The sequence below is a fragment of the Cupriavidus sp. FW216-B1 genome (assembly GCF_058789195.1).
This window is the reverse complement of the sequence record NZ_JBYTEL010000010.1, coordinates 42531-63972: the sequence shown is the minus strand read 5'-3', so window position 1 is coordinate 63972 and position 21442 is coordinate 42531. Positions and strand designations below refer to the sequence as shown.

The 21442-nt window shown below is 68.3% G+C and carries 17 protein-coding genes; 13 read left to right on the top strand and 4 right to left on the bottom strand.

Features of this window, described 5'->3' with window-relative positions; genetic code table 11:
• Positions 1-13: 13 nt before the first annotated feature.
• A complete protein-coding gene (locus tag AC3WXD_RS20750; RefSeq protein WP_020206531.1) occupies positions 14-916 on the bottom strand; it encodes a LysR family transcriptional regulator in 903 nt (300 codons plus the stop codon).
• Positions 917-1115: 199 nt separating this feature from the next.
• On the opposite strand from AC3WXD_RS20750, the gene AC3WXD_RS20745 reads away from it, so the two are divergent.
• The 6 genes from AC3WXD_RS20745 to AC3WXD_RS20720 all read left to right on the top strand — a co-directional run bounded on the left by AC3WXD_RS20745 (position 1116) and on the right by AC3WXD_RS20720 (position 7115).
• Positions 1116-2075 (top strand): Bug family tripartite tricarboxylate transporter substrate binding protein, encoded by a 960-nt coding sequence (locus tag AC3WXD_RS20745; RefSeq protein WP_492324590.1) that lies wholly within the window; start codon positions 1116-1118, stop codon positions 2073-2075.
• A 66-nt stretch (positions 2076-2141) separates the two neighbouring features.
• Positions 2142-3131 (top strand): tripartite tricarboxylate transporter substrate binding protein, encoded by a 990-nt coding sequence (locus AC3WXD_RS20740; RefSeq protein WP_020206529.1) that lies wholly within the window; start codon positions 2142-2144, stop codon positions 3129-3131.
• Between the two features lie 60 nt (positions 3132-3191).
• Entirely contained in the window at positions 3192-4106 is a 915-nt protein-coding gene (locus tag AC3WXD_RS20735) for an SDR family NAD(P)-dependent oxidoreductase (protein WP_029044356.1), read from the top strand.
• A 4-nt stretch (positions 4107-4110) separates the two neighbouring features.
• Entirely contained in the window at positions 4111-4986 is an 876-nt protein-coding gene (locus AC3WXD_RS20730; protein WP_492324589.1) for a MaoC/PaaZ C-terminal domain-containing protein, read from the top strand.
• The gene (locus AC3WXD_RS20725; protein ID WP_492324588.1) at positions 4983-6218 is read left to right on the top strand and encodes a CaiB/BaiF CoA transferase family protein; all 1236 of its coding nucleotides are present in this window, start codon (positions 4983-4985) and stop codon (positions 6216-6218) included. The genes AC3WXD_RS20730 and AC3WXD_RS20725 overlap by 4 nt, the downstream gene beginning before the upstream one ends.
• Before the next feature lie 654 nt (positions 6219-6872).
• A complete protein-coding gene (locus tag AC3WXD_RS20720; RefSeq protein ID WP_492324587.1) occupies positions 6873-7115 on the top strand; it encodes a hypothetical protein in 243 nt (80 codons plus the stop codon).
• 23 nt (positions 7116-7138) lie between these two features.
• Here AC3WXD_RS20720 and AC3WXD_RS20715 read toward each other — a convergent pair whose 3' ends face one another.
• The gene (locus AC3WXD_RS20715) at positions 7139-8263 is read right to left on the bottom strand and encodes an AraC family transcriptional regulator (protein WP_492324586.1); all 1125 of its coding nucleotides are present in this window, start codon (positions 8261-8263) and stop codon (positions 7139-7141) included.
• A gap of 303 nt (positions 8264-8566) precedes the next feature.
• Here AC3WXD_RS20715 and AC3WXD_RS20710 point away from each other — a divergent pair, with 303 nt between their 5' ends.
• From AC3WXD_RS20710 to AC3WXD_RS20680, 7 genes are all read left to right on the top strand, one after another.
• Positions 8567-9568 (top strand): Bug family tripartite tricarboxylate transporter substrate binding protein, encoded by a 1002-nt coding sequence (locus tag AC3WXD_RS20710; RefSeq protein WP_492324585.1) that lies wholly within the window; start codon positions 8567-8569, stop codon positions 9566-9568.
• Between the two features lie 71 nt (positions 9569-9639).
• Positions 9640-11358 (top strand): long-chain fatty acid--CoA ligase, encoded by a 1719-nt coding sequence (locus tag AC3WXD_RS20705; protein ID WP_370552891.1) that lies wholly within the window; start codon positions 9640-9642, stop codon positions 11356-11358.
• A 66-nt stretch (positions 11359-11424) separates the two neighbouring features.
• On the top strand, positions 11425-12417 hold the full coding sequence (locus AC3WXD_RS20700; protein ID WP_492324584.1) for a tripartite tricarboxylate transporter substrate binding protein: 993 nt from the start codon (positions 11425-11427) through the stop codon (positions 12415-12417).
• A 142-nt stretch (positions 12418-12559) separates the two neighbouring features.
• On the top strand, positions 12560-13747 hold the full coding sequence (locus AC3WXD_RS20695) for an acyl-CoA dehydrogenase family protein (RefSeq protein ID WP_492324583.1): 1188 nt from the start codon (positions 12560-12562) through the stop codon (positions 13745-13747).
• Positions 13748-14213: 466 nt separating this feature from the next.
• Positions 14214-16136 (top strand): PrkA family serine protein kinase, encoded by a 1923-nt coding sequence (locus AC3WXD_RS20690; protein ID WP_020205986.1) that lies wholly within the window; start codon positions 14214-14216, stop codon positions 16134-16136.
• A 37-nt stretch (positions 16137-16173) separates the two neighbouring features.
• Complete coding sequence (locus tag AC3WXD_RS20685) at positions 16174-17454, top strand: YeaH/YhbH family protein (RefSeq protein WP_020205987.1); 1281 nt, start codon at positions 16174-16176, stop codon at positions 17452-17454.
• A gap of 142 nt (positions 17455-17596) precedes the next feature.
• Positions 17597-19123, top strand: coding sequence for a SpoVR family protein (locus tag AC3WXD_RS20680; RefSeq protein WP_020205988.1), 1527 nt, complete (start codon positions 17597-17599; stop codon positions 19121-19123).
• 153 nt (positions 19124-19276) lie between these two features.
• On the opposite strand, the gene AC3WXD_RS20675 is transcribed toward AC3WXD_RS20680, so the two are convergent.
• A complete protein-coding gene (locus tag AC3WXD_RS20675; protein WP_492324582.1) occupies positions 19277-20158 on the bottom strand; it encodes a MipA/OmpV family protein in 882 nt (293 codons plus the stop codon).
• A gap of 270 nt (positions 20159-20428) precedes the next feature.
• On the bottom strand, positions 20429-21433 hold the full coding sequence (locus AC3WXD_RS20670) for an acyl-CoA dehydrogenase family protein (protein WP_454733862.1): 1005 nt from the start codon (positions 21431-21433) through the stop codon (positions 20429-20431).
• Positions 21434-21442 lie beyond the last annotated feature (9 nt).

The following is a 21442-nucleotide window of genomic DNA, read 5'->3' as shown; positions in this document are numbered from 1 at the left end:
CCGCGCCGGCGCCTCACACCGGCTCCCGCGCCGCATCCTTCAGGTACTGCACCAGCGTCTCCGCGAACTGCGGCAGCTCGCGCCCGGGCCGGCGCACCAGGCGCAGGTCGCGCTTGGCCCATTCGTCTTCCAGCGGAATGAAGCGCAGCACCTTGCGGCTGGCGTAGCGGCGCGCGCAGCTGTTGGGCACGATGGCGATGCCGGCGCCGGCTTCCACCATGCGGCACACCGCGTCGAAGCTGCCGAGCTGGATGCGCAGGCTGATGCGCTTGCCCATGCCGCTGGCGATGCGGTCGAGGAACGACTGGATCGCGCTGAACTGGTTGAGGCCGACGAAGCGGCAGGTGTCGAGCAGGTCGGCGAAATGCAGGCGCGTGAACTGCGGCAGCGGGTGGTTGACCGGCGCGATCACGATCAGCTCGTCGCTGCACAACTGCATCACTTCGAGGTCGTTGGTGGCCACCTCGCCGGCCACGATGCCGAGGTCCGCCGCGCCCGCGCCGATGGAAGACACGATGGCCTGCGAGAGCTGCTCTTCCAGCTCGATGTCCACGTCCGGGTTTTCCGAGAGGAAGCGCGACAGCGCCGTGGCCAGGAAGGAGTTGGTGGCGGTGGTGTTGGCCAGCAGCCGCACGCGGCCCTTGACGCCCTTGGCATAGGGGCGCAGGTCGGCGTGCAGGCATTCGAGCTCGCGGAACACCTCGCGCGCGTGGCTGAGCAGCGCGTCGCCGGCCGGCGTCAGGCGCACGCCCTTGACCTGGCGGATCAGCAACTGGGTCTGGAAGGCCTCTTCGAGCTGCTTGATGCGCGTGCTGGCGGCGGGCAGCGACAGGAAGCTGCGCTCGGCCGCGCGGGTCAGGTTCTCCGTTTCGCCGACGTTGAGGAAGAGGCGCAGGTCGGTCAGGTCGTAATGCATGTGTTTTGCTGGGCCAAAGGCCTCTTTTGTGAATCGTGAATAGCCATGTCTCCGCCGCCAATTTATCGTATTCGGCGTGGCAATAGAACCAAAAAGGCCGGACCGCCCGCATTGCGCGGGCGGTTACCGGATAGTCCGGCGCATCGCCGCCAGGCTCACAGGAGGAAGACACATGACACAACGGCGCAGCAGCGCTCGCATGCTGGCGGCTGTGGCCGCCGCGCTCGGCCTCGCGGCAGGCCCGATGGACGCCGCGCTGGCGGCCTGGCCCGACAAGCCGGTGCGCCTGATCGTGCCCGCGGCGGCGGGCGGCACCACCGACATCGCCTCGCGGCTGGTCGGCAAGCGGCTGGGCGAAGTGCTCGGCCAGCCGGTGGTGGTGGAGAACCGCGCCGGCGGCGCCGGCATCATCGGCGCGCAGGCGCTGCGCCAGGCCGCGCCCGACGGCTACACGCTGATGATGGGCAATATCGGCCCCAATGCCATCAACTACGGCCTGTACAAGCAACTTCCCTACCGCGCCGAGGACTTCGCGCCGATCACGCTGGTGGTGTCGGTGCCCAACGTGCTGGTGGTCAACCCCAAGGTGCCGGCGAAATCGGTGGCCGAGCTGGTGGCGCTGGCCAAGGCGCAGCCGGGCAAGCTGTCGTTCGCTTCGTCGGGCACCGGGCAGTCGGTGCATCTGTCGGGCGAGCTGTTCAAGAAGCGCGCCGGCATCGACATCATCCACGTGCCCTACAAGGGCGCCGCGCCGGCCGTGGCCGACCTGGTGGCCGGGCAGGTGACCATGATGGTGGACAACCTGCCGAGTTCGATGGCGCAGATCCAGGCCGGCAAGCTGCGCCCGCTGGCCGTGACCAGCGCCACGCGCGTGCCCGAGCTGCCGGACGTGCCGACCATGAAGGAAGCCGGCTTCGACGACTTCCAGGTGACGGCGTGGTTCGGGCTGGTGGCGCCGGTGGGCACGCCGCCCGCGCTGGTGTCGCGGCTGCAGAAGGCGGTGGCGGCCATCCTCGCCGAGCCGGAGGTCAAGACGCGGCTGGCCGAGCTCGGCGGCATGCCGGGCGGCGACACGCCCGAGCATTTCGGCAATTTCATCAACGCCGAGCGCGTGCGCTGGGCCAAGGTGGTCAAGGATACCGGCATCCCGCAGCAATGACGGCGCGCACGCCGCGATCGTCACGCGTCACGACAACGAGCCGCAACGGCACCAAGGAGACAAGGCATGGACACATCGCGCGCATCCCCCCGCAGGACCTGGCTGATGGCGGCGCTGGCGGCCGGCCTGCTGTGCGCCGGCGTGCCGGCGCTGGCCGACACCTGGCCGGCCAAGCCGATCCAGTTGCTGATTCCGTATCCGCCGGGCGGCAGCGCCGACCTGCTGGCGCGCCCGGTGGCGGCCCGGCTGCAGGAGCGGCTGGGCCAGCCGGTGGTGCTCGACTACCGGCCCGGCGCGGGCGGCACCATTGCATCGCAGCAACTCGCGCGCGCCAAGCCGGACGGCTACACGCTGATCGTGGTGCTGGCCGCGCACGCGATCAACGCCAGCCTCTATCCCAGGCTGCCGTATGACACGCGCAAGGATTTCGCGCCGGTCTCGCTGGTGGCCAACCTGCCGCTGATCCTGGCCGGCAGCGCGTCGCTCAAGGCCAGGACGGTGCCCGAGCTGATCGCCCAGGCCAGGGCCGAGCCCGGCAAGCTCACCTTCGGCTCGGCCGGCAACGGCAACACCGGCCATCTCGCCGGCGAGCTGTTCGACAGCCTGGCCGGCGTCAAGATGACGCACGTGCCGTACAAGGGCAGCTCGCAGGTCGTCAACGCGATGCTGGCCGGCGAGGTGCAGCTGACCTTCGACAGCATCTCCACCACCATGCCGCACGTGCGCAGCGGCCGCCTGCACGCGCTGGCCGTGACCAGCGGCAAGCGCGCCGCGCTGGCGCCCGAGGTGCCCACGCTGGCCGAGGCCGGCGTGCCCGGCTTCGACATCAACGGCTGGTACGCGGTGCTGGCGCCGGCCGGCACGCCGCCGGCCATCGTCGAGCGGCTGAGCAAGGACATCGCCGCGGTGTTGACGCAGCCCGAGCTGCGCGCCAATCTCGCCGCCAACGGCTACGAGCCGGTCGGCTCCACGCCGGCCGCGCTGGGCGCGCACATCGACGCCGAGATCGCGCGCTGGAGCAAGGTGGTCAAGGATTCCGGCGCGCGGCTCGAATGAGCCGCGGCGCCGCCGCACCGATTTGAACGAACTAGTGAATACGCAGACAGGAGCAATGACATGAGTGGATTGATGGCAGGCAAGGTGGCGCTGGTGACCGGCGCGGGCGGCGGCATCGGGCGCGGCGTCGCGCTGGAGCTGGCCAAGGCGGGCGCGAAGGTGGTGGTCAACGACATCGGCGTGTCGCTTACCGGCGAGGGCGGCGACGCCGGCCCCGCGCAGCGCGTGGTCGACGAGATCCGCGCCGCCGGTGGCACCGCCGTGGCCAATACCGACAGCGTGTCAAGCTGGCAGGGCGCCAGCGCCATCGTGCAATGCGCGCTGGACAATTTCGGCCGCATCGACGCGGTGGTCAACAACGCCGGCAACCTGCGCGACCGCATGTTCTTCAAGATGAACGAGGAAGAATGGCGCTCGGTGATCGACGTGCACCTCAACGGCACCTTCTTCGTCAGCCGCGCCGCCGCCAACCACTTCAAGGACCAGGAAAGCGGCGCCTACGTGCACATGACCTCCACCTCGGGGCTGATCGGCAACCTGGGCCAGGCCAACTACTCGGCGGCCAAGCTCGGCATCGCCGCGCTGTCGAAGTCGATCGCGCTGGACATGGCGCGCTTCAACGTGCGCTCGAACTGCATCGCGCCGTTCGCGTGGAGCCGCATGACCAGCTCGATACCGTCGGAGACGCCGGAAGAAAAGGCGCGCGTGGCCAAGCTGCAGAAGATGGAGGCCAACAAGGTGGCGCCGATGGCGACCTTCCTCGCCAGCGACGCCGCGCACGAGGTCAACGCGCAGATCTTCGCCGTGCGCGCCAACGAGATCATGCTGATGAGCCAGCCGCGCCCGGTGCGCTCGGTGCACATGAGCGAAGGCTGGACCCCGGAGATGATCGGCGAGATCGCGATTCCCGCTATGCGCGGCAGCTTCTTCAAGCTCGAGCGCTCGCCCGACGTGATCAACTGGGACCCGATCTGACACCATGCCGCTCGACTATCAACGCATCAAGCACTGGGACTTCCCCGAGGTCGTGCAGACCTACGGCGAGAAGGACTCCATCCTGTACGCGCTCGGCCTCGGCCTGGGCGAGCAGCCCGACGACCCGCGCCAGTTGCGCTACGTCTACGAGGCGCGGCTCAAGGCCTTCCCCACGCAGGCCGTGGTGCTGGCCTATCCCGGCTTCTGGATGCAGGACCCGCGCAGCGGCATCGACTGGGTGCGCATCGTGCACGGCGAGCAGCGCCTGCGGCTGCACCGCCCGCTGCCCGCGGCCGGCACCGTGCGCGCACGCGCGCGCATCAGCCACGTGATCGACAAGGGCGCCGACAAGGGCGCGCTGGTGATCATCGAGCGCACGCTGGTCGACGACGCCAGCGGCGCGGAGCTGGCCACCGTCACGCACACCACGTTCTGCCGCGCCGACGGCGGCTTCGGCCAGGGCGACTCCCCGCCCGAGGCGCTGCCGGCCGCGCCGGCGCGCGCGCCGGACGCGGTGCGCAGCCTCGCCATCCTGCCGCAGGCGGCGCTGCTGTACCGCCTCAACGCCGATCCCAACCCGCTGCACGCCGACCCCGAAGTGGCCCGCGCCGCCGGCTTCGACAAGCCCATCCTGCACGGCCTGTGCACCTACGGCGTGGCCGCGCGCGCGCTGGTGGACACCTTTGCCGACGGCGACGGCGACCGCCTGCTCGAACTGAACGTGCGCTTCTCGCGCCCGGTCTTCCCCGGCGAGACGCTGGCAGTGCGCATGTGGCGCGACGGCAGCCACGACGGCGCGCAGCGCGTGCTGTTCGACGCGCGCATCGCGGCGCGCGACGTCACCGTGCTCAGCAACGGCGTGGCGGAGTTCCGCGCATGAGCGCCCCGATCAAAAGCGCGCTCGACGGCGTGCGCGTGCTCGACCTCTCGCGCATCCTGGCCGGGCCGTGGTGCGCGCAGAACCTCGCCGACCTCGGCGCCGAGGTCATCAAGATCGAGCGCCCCGGCGTGGGCGACGACACCCGCTCGTGGGGCCCGCCGTGGCTGCCCGGCGGCGACGGCAAGCCCACGCGCGACGCCACCTACTACGCCGGCGCCAACCGCGGCAAGCGCTCGGTCACACTCGACATCGCCAGCGCCGAAGGGCAGGCCATCGTGCGCGAGCTCGCCGCCAGGTCGCAGATCCTGCTCGAGAACTACAAGGTCGGCGACCTCAAGCGCTACGGCCTCGACTACGACAGCCTCAAGGCCATCAACCCCGCGCTGGTCTACTGCTCCATCACCGGCTATGGCCAGGAAGGCCCGAGCGCGCACAAGCCCGGCTACGACTTCATCTTCCAGGGCATCGGCGGCCTGATGAGCATCACCGGCGAGCGCGACGACCTGCCCGGCGGCGGCCCGCAGAAAGTCGGCGTGGCCGTGGTCGACATGCTCACCGGCATGTACGCCACCGTCGCCGTGCTGGCCGCGCTGCGCCACGCCGAGCGCACTGGCGAAGGCCAGCGCATCGACATGGCCCTGCTCGACGCCGTGGTCGCGGTCGGCGCCACGCCGATCATCGCCCAGCGCGTCACCGGCAAGGTGCCGGGCCGCTTCGGCAACGCCCACGCCAACATGGTGCCGTACCACGTGTTCGCCACCGCCGACGGCTACATGATCGTGGCCGCCGGCAACGACGGCCAGTGGCAAGGCTACTGCCGCGGCGTGGCACGCCCGGACCTCGCGCAGGACGAACGCTTCGTCACCGGCTCGGGGCGCATCGTCAACCGCGAAGTGCTGGTGCCGCTGCTCGAAGCGCACATGCGCACGCGCACCACCGCGCACTGGGTCGAAGCGCTGGAGCGCGAAGGGATTCCGTGCGGGCCCATCAACGATTACGCGCAAGTGCTGGAAGACCCGCAGGTGCGGCACCGTGAGTTGCAGGTCGATCTTTTGCGTAGCGATGGTGGTGTGTGTCCTACGGTGAAGAGTCCGTTGCGGCTGTCGGCTACGCCGGTGCGTTATGACGCGGCGCCGCCGCGGCTGGGGGAGCATACGGATAGTGTGCTGGGGGATGTTTTGGGGATGTCGGTGGAGAGGATTGGGGTGTTGAGGGGGAAGGGGGTGGTTTGAGGGGGAGGGGGGGTCTTGTGCTTCGAAGTCAACGGCTTCAACGGCTTAACGTCAAAGTCAACGGCTGAACGTCAAAGTCAAAGTCAAAGTCAACTTCAAAGTCAAAGGCTTTCGCTCCCCCGGAGCGACCTACTTTCTTTTCCCCGAAAAGAAAGTAGGCAAAGAAAGCGGGCTGCCTGGCCGGCAGGGGCAGAGCCGAACAGTGTTGCTGGTTGTTGGTGGTTTCGTGGTGGGGGTGGTGGTTCTGCTGGGGTTCTGCCGGTACCGGTTTTGGTGGTCGCGTTCTCTCGGGTGGTGTTCGATTCGTGGTGGCGCTGCATGATGGCGGTGGCCCAGGCCCTTCGGGCTGCTGCCGCGACCGGGGCGGAGAGGATCGTCGTAGGGGCGGTGCTGGTTTCGTGGTGGGCGTGGTGGCCCCCATTCGATCTCAGTGCCAAACGGTTTTGACTTGAGAGGCAATCCGATTCAAAGCAACCCCGCGCCCCCGCGCCGGGTCCACCACGCCCACCACGAAACCAGTGCCGATGCTATGTCGTGGCCGCCCGAGTCGGTGGCGGCAGATGTCCGAACCAGCAGTGCGCTCGCCATCATAGGTCTGACACCGAAACCCATACCGCCAGCCAGATCGTGGCCAGCCGAACCGGTACCGGCAGGATGCCAGCAGAACTACAGGCCCCACCACGAAACCAACAACAACAAGAAACCCCAACGTTTCTGCCCCTGCCGGCCAGGCAGCCCGCTTTCTTTGCCTACTTTCTTTTCGGGGAAAAGAAAGTAGGTCGCTCCGGGGGAGCGAAAGCCTTTGACTTTGAAGTTGACTTTGACTTTGAAGTTGACGTTGACTTTGACTTCGAAGTTGATTTTGACGTGGATTCTGAAGTTGAATTTGAAGCTTGAAATAACCTCCAACAACCCATCCCCTACGCCGCACACCCCATCATCTGCCGCTGCCGGTATTCCCCTGGCGCCACGCCAGTCCATTTCTTGAACGCCCGGTGAAACGTGCTCGGCTCCGAAAACCCCACCCTTAACGCCACCTGCTGCAACGGCAGGTCGGTATGTTCGAGAAAGCCGATGGCGGCGTCGCGCCGCAGGCTGTCCTTGATGCTCTGGTAGCCGCGGCCTTCGTCGCGCAGGCGGCGGCGCAGCGTCTGTGGGGTCAGGCGCAGGGTTTCGGCCATCTGTTCGAGCGAGGGGAGTTCGCCGTCGAGGTGGCCGCGCAGGTGGCGGCGGATGCGCTCGGCGAGGCAGGAGTCGTCGCGGTAGCGGGTCAGCAGGTTGCGCGGGGTGTCGCGCAGGAAGGCTTGCAGGCTGGCGGCGTCCTGCACCACGGGCAGGCGCAGCCAGGCGGCGTCGAAATGCAGCGCGGTGTGCGGCTGGCCGTAGCGGACCTGGGTGTTGAAGACGCGCTCGGTGTCGCTGCGCCGCGCGCTGCCGCGTGGCGCGGGCGGCGGCGCGGCGAGGTCGACGCCGGCCAGCGGGATGCGCCGGGCGGCGAGCCAGTTGGCCACGCCGTAGGCCTGGAAGGCGAAGGTGGATTCGGCGTAGAGGCGGCATGGCGTGGCGGGCGCGCGCGGCAGCAGCAGCAGGGTGGCGCGGCCGTCGTGCTGCTGCAGGCGGGGCACGAAGTCGTGCAGGTGCAGCCGGTATTGCTGCAGGCCGACGCGCAGCGCGTCTTCGAGCGTGGCGCAGTGGATCAGCGCGCGGCAGGCCTGGGCGAACACGCCGGGCGCCAGCGGCCGGTTCAGCAGGCCCCAGAACTCGTCGCGCGTGACGCGGCGCATGGCGCGCATCAGCGCGGCGAACTGGTCTTCGCTCACGCGCGCGCTGGGCGATTGCAGCAGCGCGGCGGGGATGCCGGCGCGGCGCAGCAGGGCGTCGATGTCGCAGCCGAGGCGGCGCGGGCCCAGCAGAATCTGCTCGACCTGGAGCACGGCGATGGTGTGGCGGGCCGACGGGCCGTGCGGCGCCGCCCGCAGCGGGCGGGAAGCGGCCGGCACCGCTGGCGGCACGGACGCGCCCGCGCCGGAAGCGACGATATGCATGGTCTCCTCGTCCTCGTTGCCGCTGCCCTGGTGGCCGGATGCTGCGGCGCGGCATGAGCGCGCGGGCTGGCGGGTCTGGCGGGATGCCGGGTCTGCGCCGGCTTATGGTGGCTTATGGCGGCTCATGGTGAGCCTGTCGCGCCAGTTAGCCCGATGCGCCGGCGCCGCGCAATCCGGATTTACCAAAGGCAGGCTTTTCCCTGAGCGATTCGGCCAATCATTTTGGGCCGAATGGTCATTGTCCACGCAGCGCAGCATCGCGCAATCTCGTTGCCTGGGCATGGGACCGGGGGAGGGAGCGGGATGCAGGCTGATCGTCGCAGGATCTTGTCGTGGCTGGGTGCGGCGCCGCTGGCGGCCGGCGGCATCGGGCCGTGCGGCCCGGCGCTGGCGCAGGGCGCGGGCGGCAACTGGCCGGGCCGGCCGGTGCGGTTGGTGGTGCCTTACCCGGCCGGTGGCGCCACCGACGTGCTGGCGCGCGCGCTCGCCGAGCCGCTGGGCAGGGCGTGGGGCAAGCCCGTGGTGGTGGAGAACCGCCCGGGCGCGAGCGGCATGATCGGCGCCGACGCGGTGGCCAAGGCCGAGCCCGACGGCCACACCGCGCTGCTGACCATCACCACGCTGGTCCAGGCGCCGAGCCTGTACGCGAAGGCGCCGTTCGACCCGGTGCGCGATTTCGCGCCGGTGTCGCAGCTCGGCACCACCAGCCTGGTGTTCGCGGTGCACAACTCGGTGCCCGCGGCCACGCTGGCGGAGTTCATCGCGCTGGTGAGGTCCCGGCCGCGCCAGTTCAGCTACGGCTCGTTCGGCACCGGCTCGAGCGGGCATCTGTACGGCGAGGTCTTCAACGACGCGGCCGGGCTCGACCTGACCCATGTCTCGTACAAGGGCGAGGCGCCGGAGCTCAACGACCTGCTCGGCGGGCAGGTACCGGCGGCCGTGATTTCCGTGATGGGCGCGCGCCCGCACGTGGCCAGCGGCCGGCTGCGCGCGCTGGCCGTGACCGGCCCGGTGCGCGCGCCGCAGTTGCCGGACGTACCGACCTTCCGCGAAGGCGGCATCGCGGGCATGGATTCGATGGGCTGGTTCGGCCTGCTGCTGCCCGCCGCGGCGCCACGCGCGGTGGTGGAGAAGTTTTCCGCCGACGTCAACCGCGTGCTGGCCGCGCCGGCCGTGCGCGGGCGCATGAGCGAGATGGGCGTGGTGCTTTCGGGCAGCACGCCGGACGCCTTCGCCGACACCATGCGCAGCGACTACGCGCGCTGGGGCCAGGTGATCCGCACCCGCAACATCCGCCTCGACTGATGCCGCGCCGGCGGCGGCCGGCGCCTTTTTCTCCTACCTGTGTTGCCATGATGCAAGCCGATTCCTCTTCCATGCCTCCCTGCCGCTCGCCGTTCTGGCCACCGGGCCTGCCGGCGCAGATCCAGGTGCCGCGCACCAGCCTGGCCTACAACGTGGAAGTCGCCGCGCGGCGCTACCCGGACAAGACCGCGATCCGGTTCTTCGGCAACGCCATCAGCTACGCCAGCCTGCAGGCGCAGATCGGGCGCATGGCGGGCTACCTGCAGCAGGCGTGCGGCGTGGCGCCGGGCGACCGCGTGCTGCTGTTCAGCCAGAACTGCCCGCAGTTCATCGTGGCCTACTACGCCATCCTGCGCGCCGGGGCGGTGGTGGTGCCGGCCAATCCGATGTGGCTGACCGCGGAGCTCGAGCATGTGGTGGCGGACAGCGGCGCGGTGGCGGCCTTTGTCGCCGCCGAGCTGTACGCGCGCATCGCGCCGCTGCACGGCGCGCGGCTGCCGCACGTGATCGCGCACCAGTACGGCGACATGCTCGCCGCCGCCGACCGTGCCGACCGCGCCGACCGGACCGACGCCGGGGTGCCGGCGTGGCTGCACGAGCGCGCGCCGCTGCCCGCCGGCGCGCCGGCCGGCGCCACGCTCGTGCCGTGGACGCAGGCCGACGCCGCCGGCCTGAGCCCCGGCCCCGACGAGGCCGGCTACGACACCTTGTGCATGCTGGCCTACACCTCCGGCACCACCGGCCATCCGAAGGGCTGCATGCATACGCACGGCACGCTGATGAGCGCGGCGGTGGGTTCGCAGCGCTGGCGCGGCGCCCTGCCGGACAGCGTGACCTTGTCGGTGGCGCCGATGTTCCACCTGCTCGGCATGCAGAACGGCATCCACGCGCCGCTCTACCTGGGCGCCACCATCGTGCTGCTGCCGCGCTGGGACCGCGCGCTGGCAGCAGACCTGATCGAGCGCTACCAGGTGACCACCTGGGGCGCGCCGCCGGCGATGCTGGTGGATTTCTTTTCCCAGCCCGGCATCGCCGGGCGCGACCTCTCCAGCCTGTCCTACCTCGGCGGCGGCGGCGCGGCCATGCCGGACGCGGTGGCGTCGATGCTGCAGGAGCGCTTCGGCCTGCCTTACGTGGAGGCCTACGGCCTGACCGAGAGCGCGGCCTTCCTGCTGTCCAACCCGCGCCACCGGCCCAAGCGCGAGTGCCTGGGCATCGCCACCTTCGGCGTGGACGCGCGCGTGATCGACCCGCACACGCTGGCCGGGCTGCCGCAGGGCGAGCTGGGCGAGATCGTCACGCACGGCGCGCAGATCATGCTGGGCTACTGGCGCAATCCGCAGGCCGACGCCGAGGCGTTCGTCGAGATCGACGGCAAGCGCTTCCTGCGCACCGGCGATCTGGGCTTCATGGACGAGGAAGGCTATTTCTTCATGCGCGACCGCCTCAAACGCATGATCAACGCCTCCGGCTTCAAGGTCTGGCCCGCCGAGGTGGAGAACCTGCTGTACGGCCATCCGGCCATCCACGAAGCCTGCGTGATCGCCGCGCGCGACGCGCGCCGCGGCGAGACCGTCAAGGCGGTGGTGGCGCTCAAGCCCGCCGCGCGCGGCACGCCCGAGGCCGGCGCCGAGCAGATCATGGCGTGGTGCCGCGAGCGGCTGGCGGCCTACAAGGTGCCGCGCATCGTCAGCTTCGTCGACGCGCTGCCCAAGTCGGCCACCGGGAAGATCCAGTGGCGGGCGCTGCAGGAGCAGGAACAGGCGGCGCCGGTCCGGCCGGCGGACTGAGACGCGCGGCAGGACAACGCACCGGAAAGCACACCAGAGCACACCAAGCGAATGGGGGAGACAACGATGAAGACAACGCGGCGAGCCTGGCTGGGCCAGGCGGCGGCACTCGGCGGCGGCGTGCTGCTGGGCGGCTGGCGGCGGCCGGCGCGGGCGCAGGGCGGCTATCCCGCCAGGCCCATCCGCATGGTGGTGCCGTACCCGGCCGGCGGCGGCACCGATACCGTGGCGCGCATGATCGGCCAGCGCCTGGCCGAGGCCTGGGGCCAGCCCGTGGTGGTGGACAACAAGCCCGGCGCCAGCGGCATGCTCGGCAACGACATCGTCGCCAAGGCGGCGCCGGACGGCTACACGGTGCTGCTCGGCATCACCGCCATGATCCAGTCGCCAAGCCTGTACAAGCGCATTCCTTACGACGTGGCGCGCGATTTCCAGCCGGTCTCGCTGCTGGCGCGCTCGTCCGACCTGTTCGTGGTGCCCAACCGGGTGCCGGCCGCCACGCTCGCCGAGTTCGTGGCGCTGGCCAGGGCCAGCCCCGGCAGGTTCAGCTACGGCTCCTACGGCAACGGCACGTCCTCGCACCTGCACGGCGAGCTGCTCAAGATGCAGGCCGGGCTGGACCTGGCGCACATCCCGTACAAGGGCGCCGCGCCGCTGATGAGCGACGTGCTGGGCGGGCAGGTGGACTCGGCCTTCGTCGATGTGACGTCCGCGAACAGCTATTTAAATAGCGGGAAATTCCGCATTCTCGCCATCACCGGAGCGCAGCGCTACAAGTCGATCGCCGCGGTGCCCACGTTCGCCGAGGCGGGTTTTCCCGGCTTCGAGCCGAGCGGCTGGTTCGCCGCGTTCCTGCCGGCGCGCACGCCGCGCGAGGTGGTGGCGCGGATGTCGGCCGAGGTCGGGCGCATCGTGCGCCAGCCGGACATCGCGCAGAAGCTGGCGGCGATGGGCCTGCAGCCGGTAGGGTCGTCGGCCGAGGAACTGGCCGCCGTCATCGCCACCGACACGCCGAAGTGGGCCCGCATCGTCCAGGACGCGCACATCCAGCTGGACTGAGCGCCGGCGCCTGCGTCAAAGAGCATCAATCGATACATCGCAGCTGCCGTGCTTCCTGCCGCGGCCGAACCCCGGCGCCGCGGGTGTTGCGGCGCAGCACCGGCGGCTTCCGCCCCGACGACATTTCCCGGAGAACACCAAGATGAAGAGCACGGACAAGAACATGGCGATGGCGGCCCGCAAGGTGCCCTGGATGAACGAGGAACTGACCCTGTTCCAGGACACCGTGCGCCGCTTCGTCGAGCGCGAGCTGGTGCCGCACGAAGCGCGCTGGGCCGAGCGCGGCTACATCGACCGCGAGGTCTGGAACCGCGCCGGCGAGGTCGGCCTGCTGTGCGCGAGCATCCCCGAAGCGTACGGCGGCGGCGGCGGGAACTTCGCGCACGAGGCCGTGATCTGTAACGAAATGGCGCGCGCCATCGCCACCAGCCTCGGCAATGGCGTGCACAGCGGCATCGTGGCCCATTACTTGCTCAACTACGGCACCGAGGCGCAGAAGCGCAAATGGCTGCCGCAGATGGCTTCCGGCGCGATGGTAGGCGCGATCGCCATGTCGGAGCCCGGCGCGGGCTCGGACCTCAAGTCGGTACGCACCCGCGCGGTGCGTGAAAAGAACCAGAACGGAGACGTCTATCGCATCAACGGTGCAAAGACCTTCATTACCAACGGCTACCACGCCGACCTGGTCTGCGTGGTGGCCAAGACCGATCCCGGGGCCGGCGCGCGCGGGGTCTCGCTCATCATGGTCGAGACCCGCGACCTGCCGGGCTTCCGGCGCGGCCGCATCCTGGAAAAAATCGGGCAGAAAGGGCAGGACACTGCCGAGCTGTTCTTTGACGACGTGTGCGTGCCGGCGGAAAACCTGCTTGGCGCCGAGGAGGGACAAGGCTTCTATCAGCTGATGCAGCAGTTGCCGCAGGAACGCATGATCATCGCGCTGGGCGCGGTGGCGAGCATGCAGCGCGCCATCGAGCTCACCACGGACTACGTGCGCGAGCGCCAGGTGTTCGGCAAACCGCTGATCGATATGCAGAACACGCGCTTCAAGCTCGCCGAGTGCAAGACCGAGGCAACCATCGCCGCGACCTTCGTCGACGACTGCATGATGCGCCTGCTCGCGGGCGAGCTCGATGCCCCCACCGCGGCGATGGCCAAGTGGTGGTGCGCGCAGAAGAACTGCGACATCATCGACGAATGCCTGCAGCTGCATGGCGGCTACGGCTACATGCTCGAATACCCGATCGCGCGGATGTACGCCAACGCCCGCGTGAGCAAGATCTACGGCGGCTCCAACGAGATCATGAAGGAGCTGGTGGCGCGCACGCTGTAGGGCGTGCGCCGCCGCGCGGATGCGTGCCGGATGCGCAGCGCGCGGCGGCCCCTCATGCCGACGCCTTAGGACGTTGGCGGTAGTGCTGTCCGCAATGCCGCGCGGGGCGTGCGTTGCAAAACCGCAAGCGTGGTTGTGGTTACAAAACCATCTATGCACGCGGCGCGGGAAAGGTGTAATGTGTGTCACAAGACATGGTCCAAATGCCCGTCGCGAGTGGGGCCTGGAGCAGCAGTACGGAGACCTGCCTGTCGTCGCGCGGTTGCACGCGCATCTGCAAGACACAGGCGTGAAGTTGGTCAACCGGCTCTTAGCCTTCGCCGTTATTTGACTATGATGAAGTAAAGGCCTCGCAACATGGCCAGCACCGCCAAGCCGGGGTGGCGGAGTTGCAAACGCTGGCGCGGGATCTTTTGATGCAGCAGATGTGCCTTCGCCTCGGACGGGAATCTGACGGGAGTGAGGTATGGACATTTTCGGCCACTACGCCACACGCTTCGAAGCTCGCAAGGAAGAGGAATACAGCATCCAGGAGTACCTGGATATCTGCAAGAAGGACCCCTCCGCCTACGCGACCGCCGCCGAGCGCATGCTCGCCGCCATCGGTCAGCCCGAACTGGTGGATACCCACCACGATCCACGGCTGTCCCGCCTGTTCTTCAACAAGGTCATCAGGATCTATCCGGCCTTCCGCGAGTTCTACGGCATGGAGGACACGATCGAGCAGATCGTCTCGTTCTTCAAGCATGCCGCGCAGGGACTCGAGGAACGCAAGCAGATCCTCTATCTGCTCGGGCCTCCCGGCGGCGGAAAGTCCTCGCTGGCGGAGAAACTCAAGGTGCTGATGGAGCAGATCCCCATCTACGCCCTGAAGGGCTCGCCCATCCACGAATCTCCGCTCGGGCTGTTCTCGCCCGAGGAAGACGGCAAGATCCTGGAAGAGGACTACGGCATCCCGGTGCGCTACATCAACACCATCGCCTCGCCGTGGGCGGTGAAGCGCCTGCACGAGTTCAACGGCGACATCACGCGCTTCCGCGTGGTCAAGCTGCGCCCCTCGGTGCTGTCGCAGATCGCCATCTCCAAGACGGAGCCGGGCGACGAGAACAACCAGGACATCTCCTCGCTGGTCGGCAAGGTCGATATCCGCAAGCTCGAGGATTTCCCGCAGGATGACCCGGACGCCTACTCGTATTCCGGCGGGCTGTGCCTGGCCAACCGCGGCCTGCTCGAGTTCGTGGAAATGTTCAAGGCGCCGATCAAGGTCCTGCACCCGCTGCTGACCGCGACGCAGGAAGGCAACTACAAGGGCACCGAGGGCTTCGGCGCGATCCCGTTCGACGGCGTCATCCTGGCGCACTCGAACGAGGCCGAGTGGCAGACCTTCAAGGCCGACAAGAACAACGAGGCTTTCCTCGACCGCATCTACATCGTCAAGGTGCCGTACTGCCTGCGCGTGTCGGACGAGGTGAAGATCTACGACAAGCTGCTGCGCAGCAGCTCGCTGGCGGCCGCGCCGTGCGCGCCCAACACGCTGAAGATGATGGCGCAGTTCGCCGTGCTCACGCGCATCAAGGAGCCGGAGAACTCGAACATCTTCTCCAAGATGCGGGTGTATGACGGCGAGAGCCTCAAGGACGTCGACCCGAAGGCCAAGTCGTACCAGGAATACCGCGACTACGCCGGCATTGACGAAGGCATGAACGGGCTGTCCACGCGCTTCGCCTTCAAAGTGCTGTCCAAGGTCTTCAACTTCGACAACACCGAGGTGGCGGCCAACCCGGTGCACCTGCTCTACGTGCTCGAGCAGCAGATCGAGCGCGAGCAGTTCCCGCCGGAGCAGGAAGCCAAGCTGCTGTCGTACATCAAGGAGTACCTGACCACGCCGTTCGTGGAGTTCATCGGCAAGGAGATCCAGACCGCCTACCTGGAGTCCTATTCCGAATATGGACAGAACATCTTCGACCGCTACGTGGTGTTTGCCGACCTGTGGATACAGGACCAGGAATATCGCGACCCGAATACCGGCGAGATTCTCGACCGCAACGCGCTCAACGACGAACTCGAGAAGGTGGAAAAGCCCGCGGGCATCTCCAACCCCAAGGACTTCCGCAACGAGATCGTCAACTTCGTGCTGCGCGCGCGGGCCAACAACGCGGGCAAGAACCCCGCGTGGACCAGCTACGAGAAGCTGCGCATGGTGATCGAGAAGCGCATGTTCTCCACCACCGAAGACCTGCTGCCCGTGATCTCGTTCAACGCCAAGTCCTCCCGCGAGGACCAGGACAAGCACGCGAACTTCGTCAACCGCATGGTTGAGAAGGGCTACACGGCGAAGCAGGTCCGCCTACTTGTGGAGTGGTACTTGCGCGTCAGAAAATCATCGTAACGGCGCCTGGACGAGGCCTCTCCAAGAGGGCAAGCATATGGCCACGGTCATCGATCGGCGCGAGAACGGCGGCAACAAGAGTGCCGTCAACCAGCAACGCTTCATCAAGCGCTACCGCGAACAGATACGCCAGGCGGTAGCGAAGGCGGTGTCCGGCCGGAAGATCATGGACATCGAGCAGAGCGGGCAGGTGTCCATTCCGGTCAAGGACATCTCCGAGCCAGCCTTCCACCACGGCCAGGGCGGCCGGCGGGAGTGGATCCACCCGGGCAACAAGAAGTTCGTGCGCGGGGACAGCTTCGACCGCCAGCAGCAGGGCGCGGGCGGAGGCGGCTCGAAGGCCAGCGACTCGGGCGAGGGCGAGGACGATTTCGTCTTCACGCTGTCGCGCGAGGATTTCCTCAATTTCTTCTTCGAGGACATGGCGCTGCCCGACATGGCCAAGCGCCACCTTGCCAAGATCGCCGAGGTCCGCAAGGTGCGCGCCGGCTTTTCCATCGACGGCACGCCTTCCAACCTTTCCATCCTGCGCACCATGCGCAGCTCGCTCGGGCGCCGCATCGCGCTGTCCAGCCCGTACCAGAAGAAGCTCACCGTGCTCGAGAAGGAGTACGGCGAGGTGCTGGAGCAGGACGGCCCGTATTCCGCGCGCGCGCTGGAACTGATGAAGGAGATGCGCCACCTGCGCGCCTGCGTGGAGCGCGTGCCCTTCATCGAGAAGCTCGACCTGCGCTACAACAACCGCGTGCTCAAGAAGCGCCCGCAGGCGCAGGCGGTGATGTTCTGCCTGATGGACGTCTCCGGCTCGATGGACGAGAGCCGCAAGGATCTCGCCAAGCGCTTCTTCATGCTCTTGTACCTGTTCCTCAAGCGCAACTACGAGCGCATCGACGTGGTGTTCATCCGCCATCACACGGTGGCCAAGGAAGTCAACGAGGAGGACTTCTTCCATTCGCGCGAGTCCGGTGGTACGGTTGTGTCCAGCGCGCTCAAGCTGATGGTCGAGGTGATCCACGACCGCTATCCCGCCAGCCAGTGGAACATCTACTGCGCGCAGGCGTCGGACGGCGACAACTGGGCGGGCGATTCGGAGTTGTGCGGGCGCCTGCTGCGCGAGTCCATCCTGCCGCTGGTGCAGTACTACGCCTACGTCGAGGTGGCCTCCGAGGAGCCGCAGAATCTCTGGGAAGAGTATCTGTTGGTAAGGGACCGGCATGAGAACTTCGCCATGCAGCGCATCATCGGCGCGGAGGAAATCTATCCCGTGCTGCATGACCTGTTCCAGAAGAAGGCGGCCTGGCCGGCGGGCGTGCGCTGAAGCGCGCGCGCCGTCGTTGCCACTGCCCGCGCGGGAGAGGCGCGCCGCGCGAGGGTTGATGAGGTCGATGAGGCTGACAAGGCCGGCAAGGCCGACGAAGCCGACAGGCAGGTTTTCGTTTCACCCGCAACGGGGGTCGTAAATGGCTTATCTCTCCACCGGCTCGGAGTGGACCTTCGAGCTGATCAACCGCTATGACCGCGAAATCGCCCGCATTGCCGGCGACTTCGGCCTCGACACCTATCCCAACCAGATCGAGATCATCACCGCCGAGCAGATGCTCGATGCCTACGCATCGTCCGGGCTGCCGGTAGGCTACAACCACTGGTCCTACGGCAAGCACTTCCTGGCCTCGGAGCGCAGCTACCAGCGCGGCCACATGGGGCTGGCCTACGAGATCGTCATCAACTCGAACCCCTGCATCGCCTACCTGATGGAGGAGAACACCATGCCCATGCAGGCGCTGACCATCGCGCACGCCTGCTACGGCCACAACTCCTTCTTCAAGGGCAACTACCTGTTCCGCACCTGGACCAACGCGGACGCCATCATCGACTACCTGCTGTTCGCCAAGAACTATGTGGCCGAATGCGAGCAGCGCTACGGCGAGCAGGAAGTGGAGCTGCTGCTCGACTCCTGCCACGCCTTGCAGAACTACGGCGTGGACCGCTACAAGCGGCCCAAGAAGCTCTCCATCGCCGAGGAGCAGGCGCGCCAGACCGAGCGCGAGAACTACCTCCAGATGCAGGTCAACGACCTGTGGCGCACGCTGCCCAAGCACCGCGCCCACGCGCTCGAGGACGACGAGGGGTTCGAGCGCGAATCGGCCTTCCCGCCCGAGCCGCAGGAAAACCTGCTGTACTTCATCGAGAAGAACGCGCCCAAGCTCGCGCCGTGGCAGCGCGAGATCGTGCGCATCGTGCGCAAGATCGCGCAGTACTTCTATCCGCAGCGCCAGACCAAGGTCATGAACGAAGGCTGGGCCACGTTCTGGCACTACACCATCCTGCACCAGCTCTACGAGGAAGGCCTGGTCAACGACGCCTTCATGATGGAGTTGCTGCAGGCGCACACCAACGTGATCTACCAGCCGCCGTACAACAGCCCGTACTACAGCGGCCTGAACCCGTACACGGTCGGGTTCCTGATGTTCCAGGACCTGCGCCGCATGTGCGAGAACCCGACCGAGGAAGACTACCGCTGGGCGCCCGAATTCGCCGGCAGCGACTGGCGCAAGACGCTCGACTTCGCCATGCGCAACTTCAAGGACGAGAGCTTCCTGCTGCAGTTCCTGTCGCCGCGCGTGATCCGCGAGCTCAAGCTGTTCTCGGTGCTCGACGATGACCGCGAAGGCAAGCTGCGCGTGACCGCGATCCACGACGACGAGGGCTACCGCAACATCCGGCAGTTGCTGGCCAACCAGTACGACCTGTCGAACATGGAGCCCAACATCCAGATCACCAACGTGGACGTCGGCGGCGACCGCTCGCTGACCTTGCGGCACCTCCAGAACGAGCGCCGCCCGCTGGCGCAGAACTTCGACGAGGTGATCCGCCACGTCACGCGGCTGTGGGGCTTCACGGTGCGGCTGGAGGTGGCCTACGAGGACGGCCGGCGCGAATCCAAGTTCGAGTGCAAGCCGGAGCGCCGGCACCGCAAGGCGGCCTGAGAAGTCGTTTCAAAAAGATCCTGGCGTCGTTGCGCGGCACGGCAAGTACTACTTGTACTGTCTGCGGCCGCGCGCCTAGCCAGGACCGCTTCGCTTCATGTTGAAACAACGTCTAAAGCGGTTTGAGATGGTGGCGGCGCCCGGGACGGATGGTCAGAACTGGTAATTGACCGACAGGTCCGCCGAGAACGTGGTGGGCCGCTGCACGACCGGGCTGTCGGCGGCGGCGCCGACCAGTTGCGAGATGCTCGCGTCGGCGGTGATGAACCAGTGCTTGTGCAGGAACCACATCGCGCTCAGCCCCGCGCCGTAGGACTTGATGCCGGCGCCGACATGGTGCTGCGCGAAGCCCGAGCGCGCCGACTGCGCCGCGCTCACGCCGAACCACGTGTCCATGTAGCGCGAATCCGCGAAGCTCACGCTGGGCCCGGCGAACCAGTAGAAGTGCTCCGAACTGCCCGGCAGCGGCAGGTAGGCGCCGAGATCGCCGATCCAGCCGTCGGACCCGCCCAGCGCGCGCCGCGCGTTGGCGCGGATCACCAGCGGGAATTCCTTCGAGACCACGTAGTCGACGAACAGCTTGGCCTCGGGCGCGAAGTTGATGTTGCCCATGCCGTGCAGGTGGGCGTGGTCGTCGGCCTCGCGCCGCCCGAGGTTGTAGGTGATGGCCAGGCCGGCGCGCAGGTGCGGCGTGCTGACCGCGTTGACGCCGATGCCCTCGCCGGTGGAGGCGAAGAACAGGTCGCGGTAGCGCACGTCGAGCGTGGCGCCCGCGAGCACGTGGTAGCTGGAGGCGCCATCGTAGCGCGGCCGGTAGATGGCCGCCGCGCCGACGCGCACGGCCCATTCCGGTATCTCGGGCTCGAACATCTTCTCCAGCGGGATGCCGGCCGAGTACTGCCACTCGGGCGCGGGCGAGGGCGTCTGCGCCCGCGCGCCGGCTGCCAGGACGGCCAGCGCCAGCAGCAGGAGGAGCAGCAGGAGGGTTCGCCGCCATGCCGCGGCACGCGCGGGCGTTGCTCGAAATGTTGACACATCAGCCTCCGTATCCCGGCCAGCGGGAGACACCGAATCCGTGGATGGGCCGCAACGGCGGCGCCGGCGCCAGGCGGCAATCAGCGCGGTGGTGAATACGCCAATGATATGCCGCCAGCCCATCCTTTCATCGTCCGGAGGCCTGCAAAATCGCCTCGAATCCCACGCGCGTGTAGGAGGAAAGCTGATTCGCACGCCGGCCCACGCCCGGACCGCGCGGTCCGGGCGTGGGCCGGGCGTGGGCTGGCGCGTCGCTACGCCACTACGCCACTACGCCGCCTCCCCGCTCCAGCGCCGCGCCAGCGCGACCGCGCCGTCGGCGGGCCCGGCGCAGACGGCTTCGCCCACCACCCGCCCCCAGTAGGTCTCGGAGCCGTCCGCCAGCCGCCACGCATGCAGGCGGCGCGTGTAGAGCTGCAGGTCGTATTCCGCGGTGATGCCGATGGCGCCGTGCACCGCGTGCGCGATGGCCGTCACCGGCGTGACCGCCTCGCTGGCGTTGAGCTTGCCGATGGCCGCGCGCAGCGGGTCCGGCTGCCAGGCGTTGAAGCGGCCGCCGCCGGCGCAGGCCAGCTGCGCGGCCATGCGCGCGGCGGCGACGTGCTCGGCCATCACGCTGATCTGGTGCTGGATCGCCTGGAACTTGCCGATGGCGCGGCCGAACTGCTGGCGGTCGTTGGCGTATTGCAGTGTGAGCTCGAACACCCGGGACATGGCGCCGGCCATCTGCGCGGCGTGCACGCAGGCGCCGATCTCGCGCAGCGCGCCGGCCGGCAGCGCGAACGCGCCGGGGCCGTCCGGCGCCGGGCGCGCCAGCGCGACGGTCAGGTCGGCCGGCACGCCGGTGGCGGACACGCGCGCCTGCGCGCGCGGCAGCAGCACGCAGCGCGTGCCGTCCTGCACCAGGAACCATGCCGCGTGCGCGCCGCCGGCGGCCAGCGCGGTTTCGGCGCCGTCGTCGAAGGCGGCCAGCGCGACCGGCTCGGCCGGCACGGCGTGGCCGGCGGCGTGCAGCAGCGCGCGCGCGAACATGGTCTGGCCCAGCGGCAGCGGCAGCGCATGGCGGCCGAGCGCGAACAGCACCGGCGCCAGCTCGGCCAGCGGCAGGCCGGCGCCGCCGGCTTCCTCGGGCAGCAGGCAGTCGGCGAAGCCGCTGTCCCGCAGGGCCTGCCACAGCGGCAGGGGATCGCCGCCGTGCTCCACGGCGCGCACCACGGCGGGCGTGCAGCAGTCGCGCAGCAGGGTGTCGAGCGCGTCGGAATAAGCGTTGTGCATGGAGGGCTC

Coding starts and splice junctions, on each gene's coding strand:
- AC3WXD_RS20670 (WP_454733862.1), bottom strand. CDS start 21,433: ATGCACAACGCTTATTCCGACGCGCTCGACACCCTGCTGCGCGACTGC.
- AC3WXD_RS20730 (WP_492324589.1), top strand. CDS start 4,111: ATGCCGCTCGACTATCAACGCATCAAGCACTGGGACTTCCCCGAGGTC.
- AC3WXD_RS20705 (WP_370552891.1), top strand. CDS start 9,640: ATGCCTCCCTGCCGCTCGCCGTTCTGGCCACCGGGCCTGCCGGCGCAG.
- AC3WXD_RS20710 (WP_492324585.1), top strand. CDS start 8,567: ATGCAGGCTGATCGTCGCAGGATCTTGTCGTGGCTGGGTGCGGCGCCG.
- AC3WXD_RS20725 (WP_492324588.1), top strand. CDS start 4,983: ATGAGCGCCCCGATCAAAAGCGCGCTCGACGGCGTGCGCGTGCTCGAC.
- AC3WXD_RS20750 (WP_020206531.1), bottom strand. CDS start 916: ATGCATTACGACCTGACCGACCTGCGCCTCTTCCTCAACGTCGGCGAA.
- AC3WXD_RS20690 (WP_020205986.1), top strand. CDS start 14,214: ATGGACATTTTCGGCCACTACGCCACACGCTTCGAAGCTCGCAAGGAA.
- AC3WXD_RS20680 (WP_020205988.1), top strand. CDS start 17,597: ATGGCTTATCTCTCCACCGGCTCGGAGTGGACCTTCGAGCTGATCAAC.
- AC3WXD_RS20695 (WP_492324583.1), top strand. CDS start 12,560: ATGAAGAGCACGGACAAGAACATGGCGATGGCGGCCCGCAAGGTGCCC.
- AC3WXD_RS20720 (WP_492324587.1), top strand. CDS start 6,873: ATGCCAGCAGAACTACAGGCCCCACCACGAAACCAACAACAACAAGAA.
- AC3WXD_RS20715 (WP_492324586.1), bottom strand. CDS start 8,263: ATGCATATCGTCGCTTCCGGCGCGGGCGCGTCCGTGCCGCCAGCGGTG.
- AC3WXD_RS20685 (WP_020205987.1), top strand. CDS start 16,174: ATGGCCACGGTCATCGATCGGCGCGAGAACGGCGGCAACAAGAGTGCC.
- AC3WXD_RS20745 (WP_492324590.1), top strand. CDS start 1,116: ATGCTGGCGGCTGTGGCCGCCGCGCTCGGCCTCGCGGCAGGCCCGATG.
- AC3WXD_RS20740 (WP_020206529.1), top strand. CDS start 2,142: ATGGACACATCGCGCGCATCCCCCCGCAGGACCTGGCTGATGGCGGCG.
- AC3WXD_RS20735 (WP_029044356.1), top strand. CDS start 3,192: ATGAGTGGATTGATGGCAGGCAAGGTGGCGCTGGTGACCGGCGCGGGC.
- AC3WXD_RS20700 (WP_492324584.1), top strand. CDS start 11,425: ATGAAGACAACGCGGCGAGCCTGGCTGGGCCAGGCGGCGGCACTCGGC.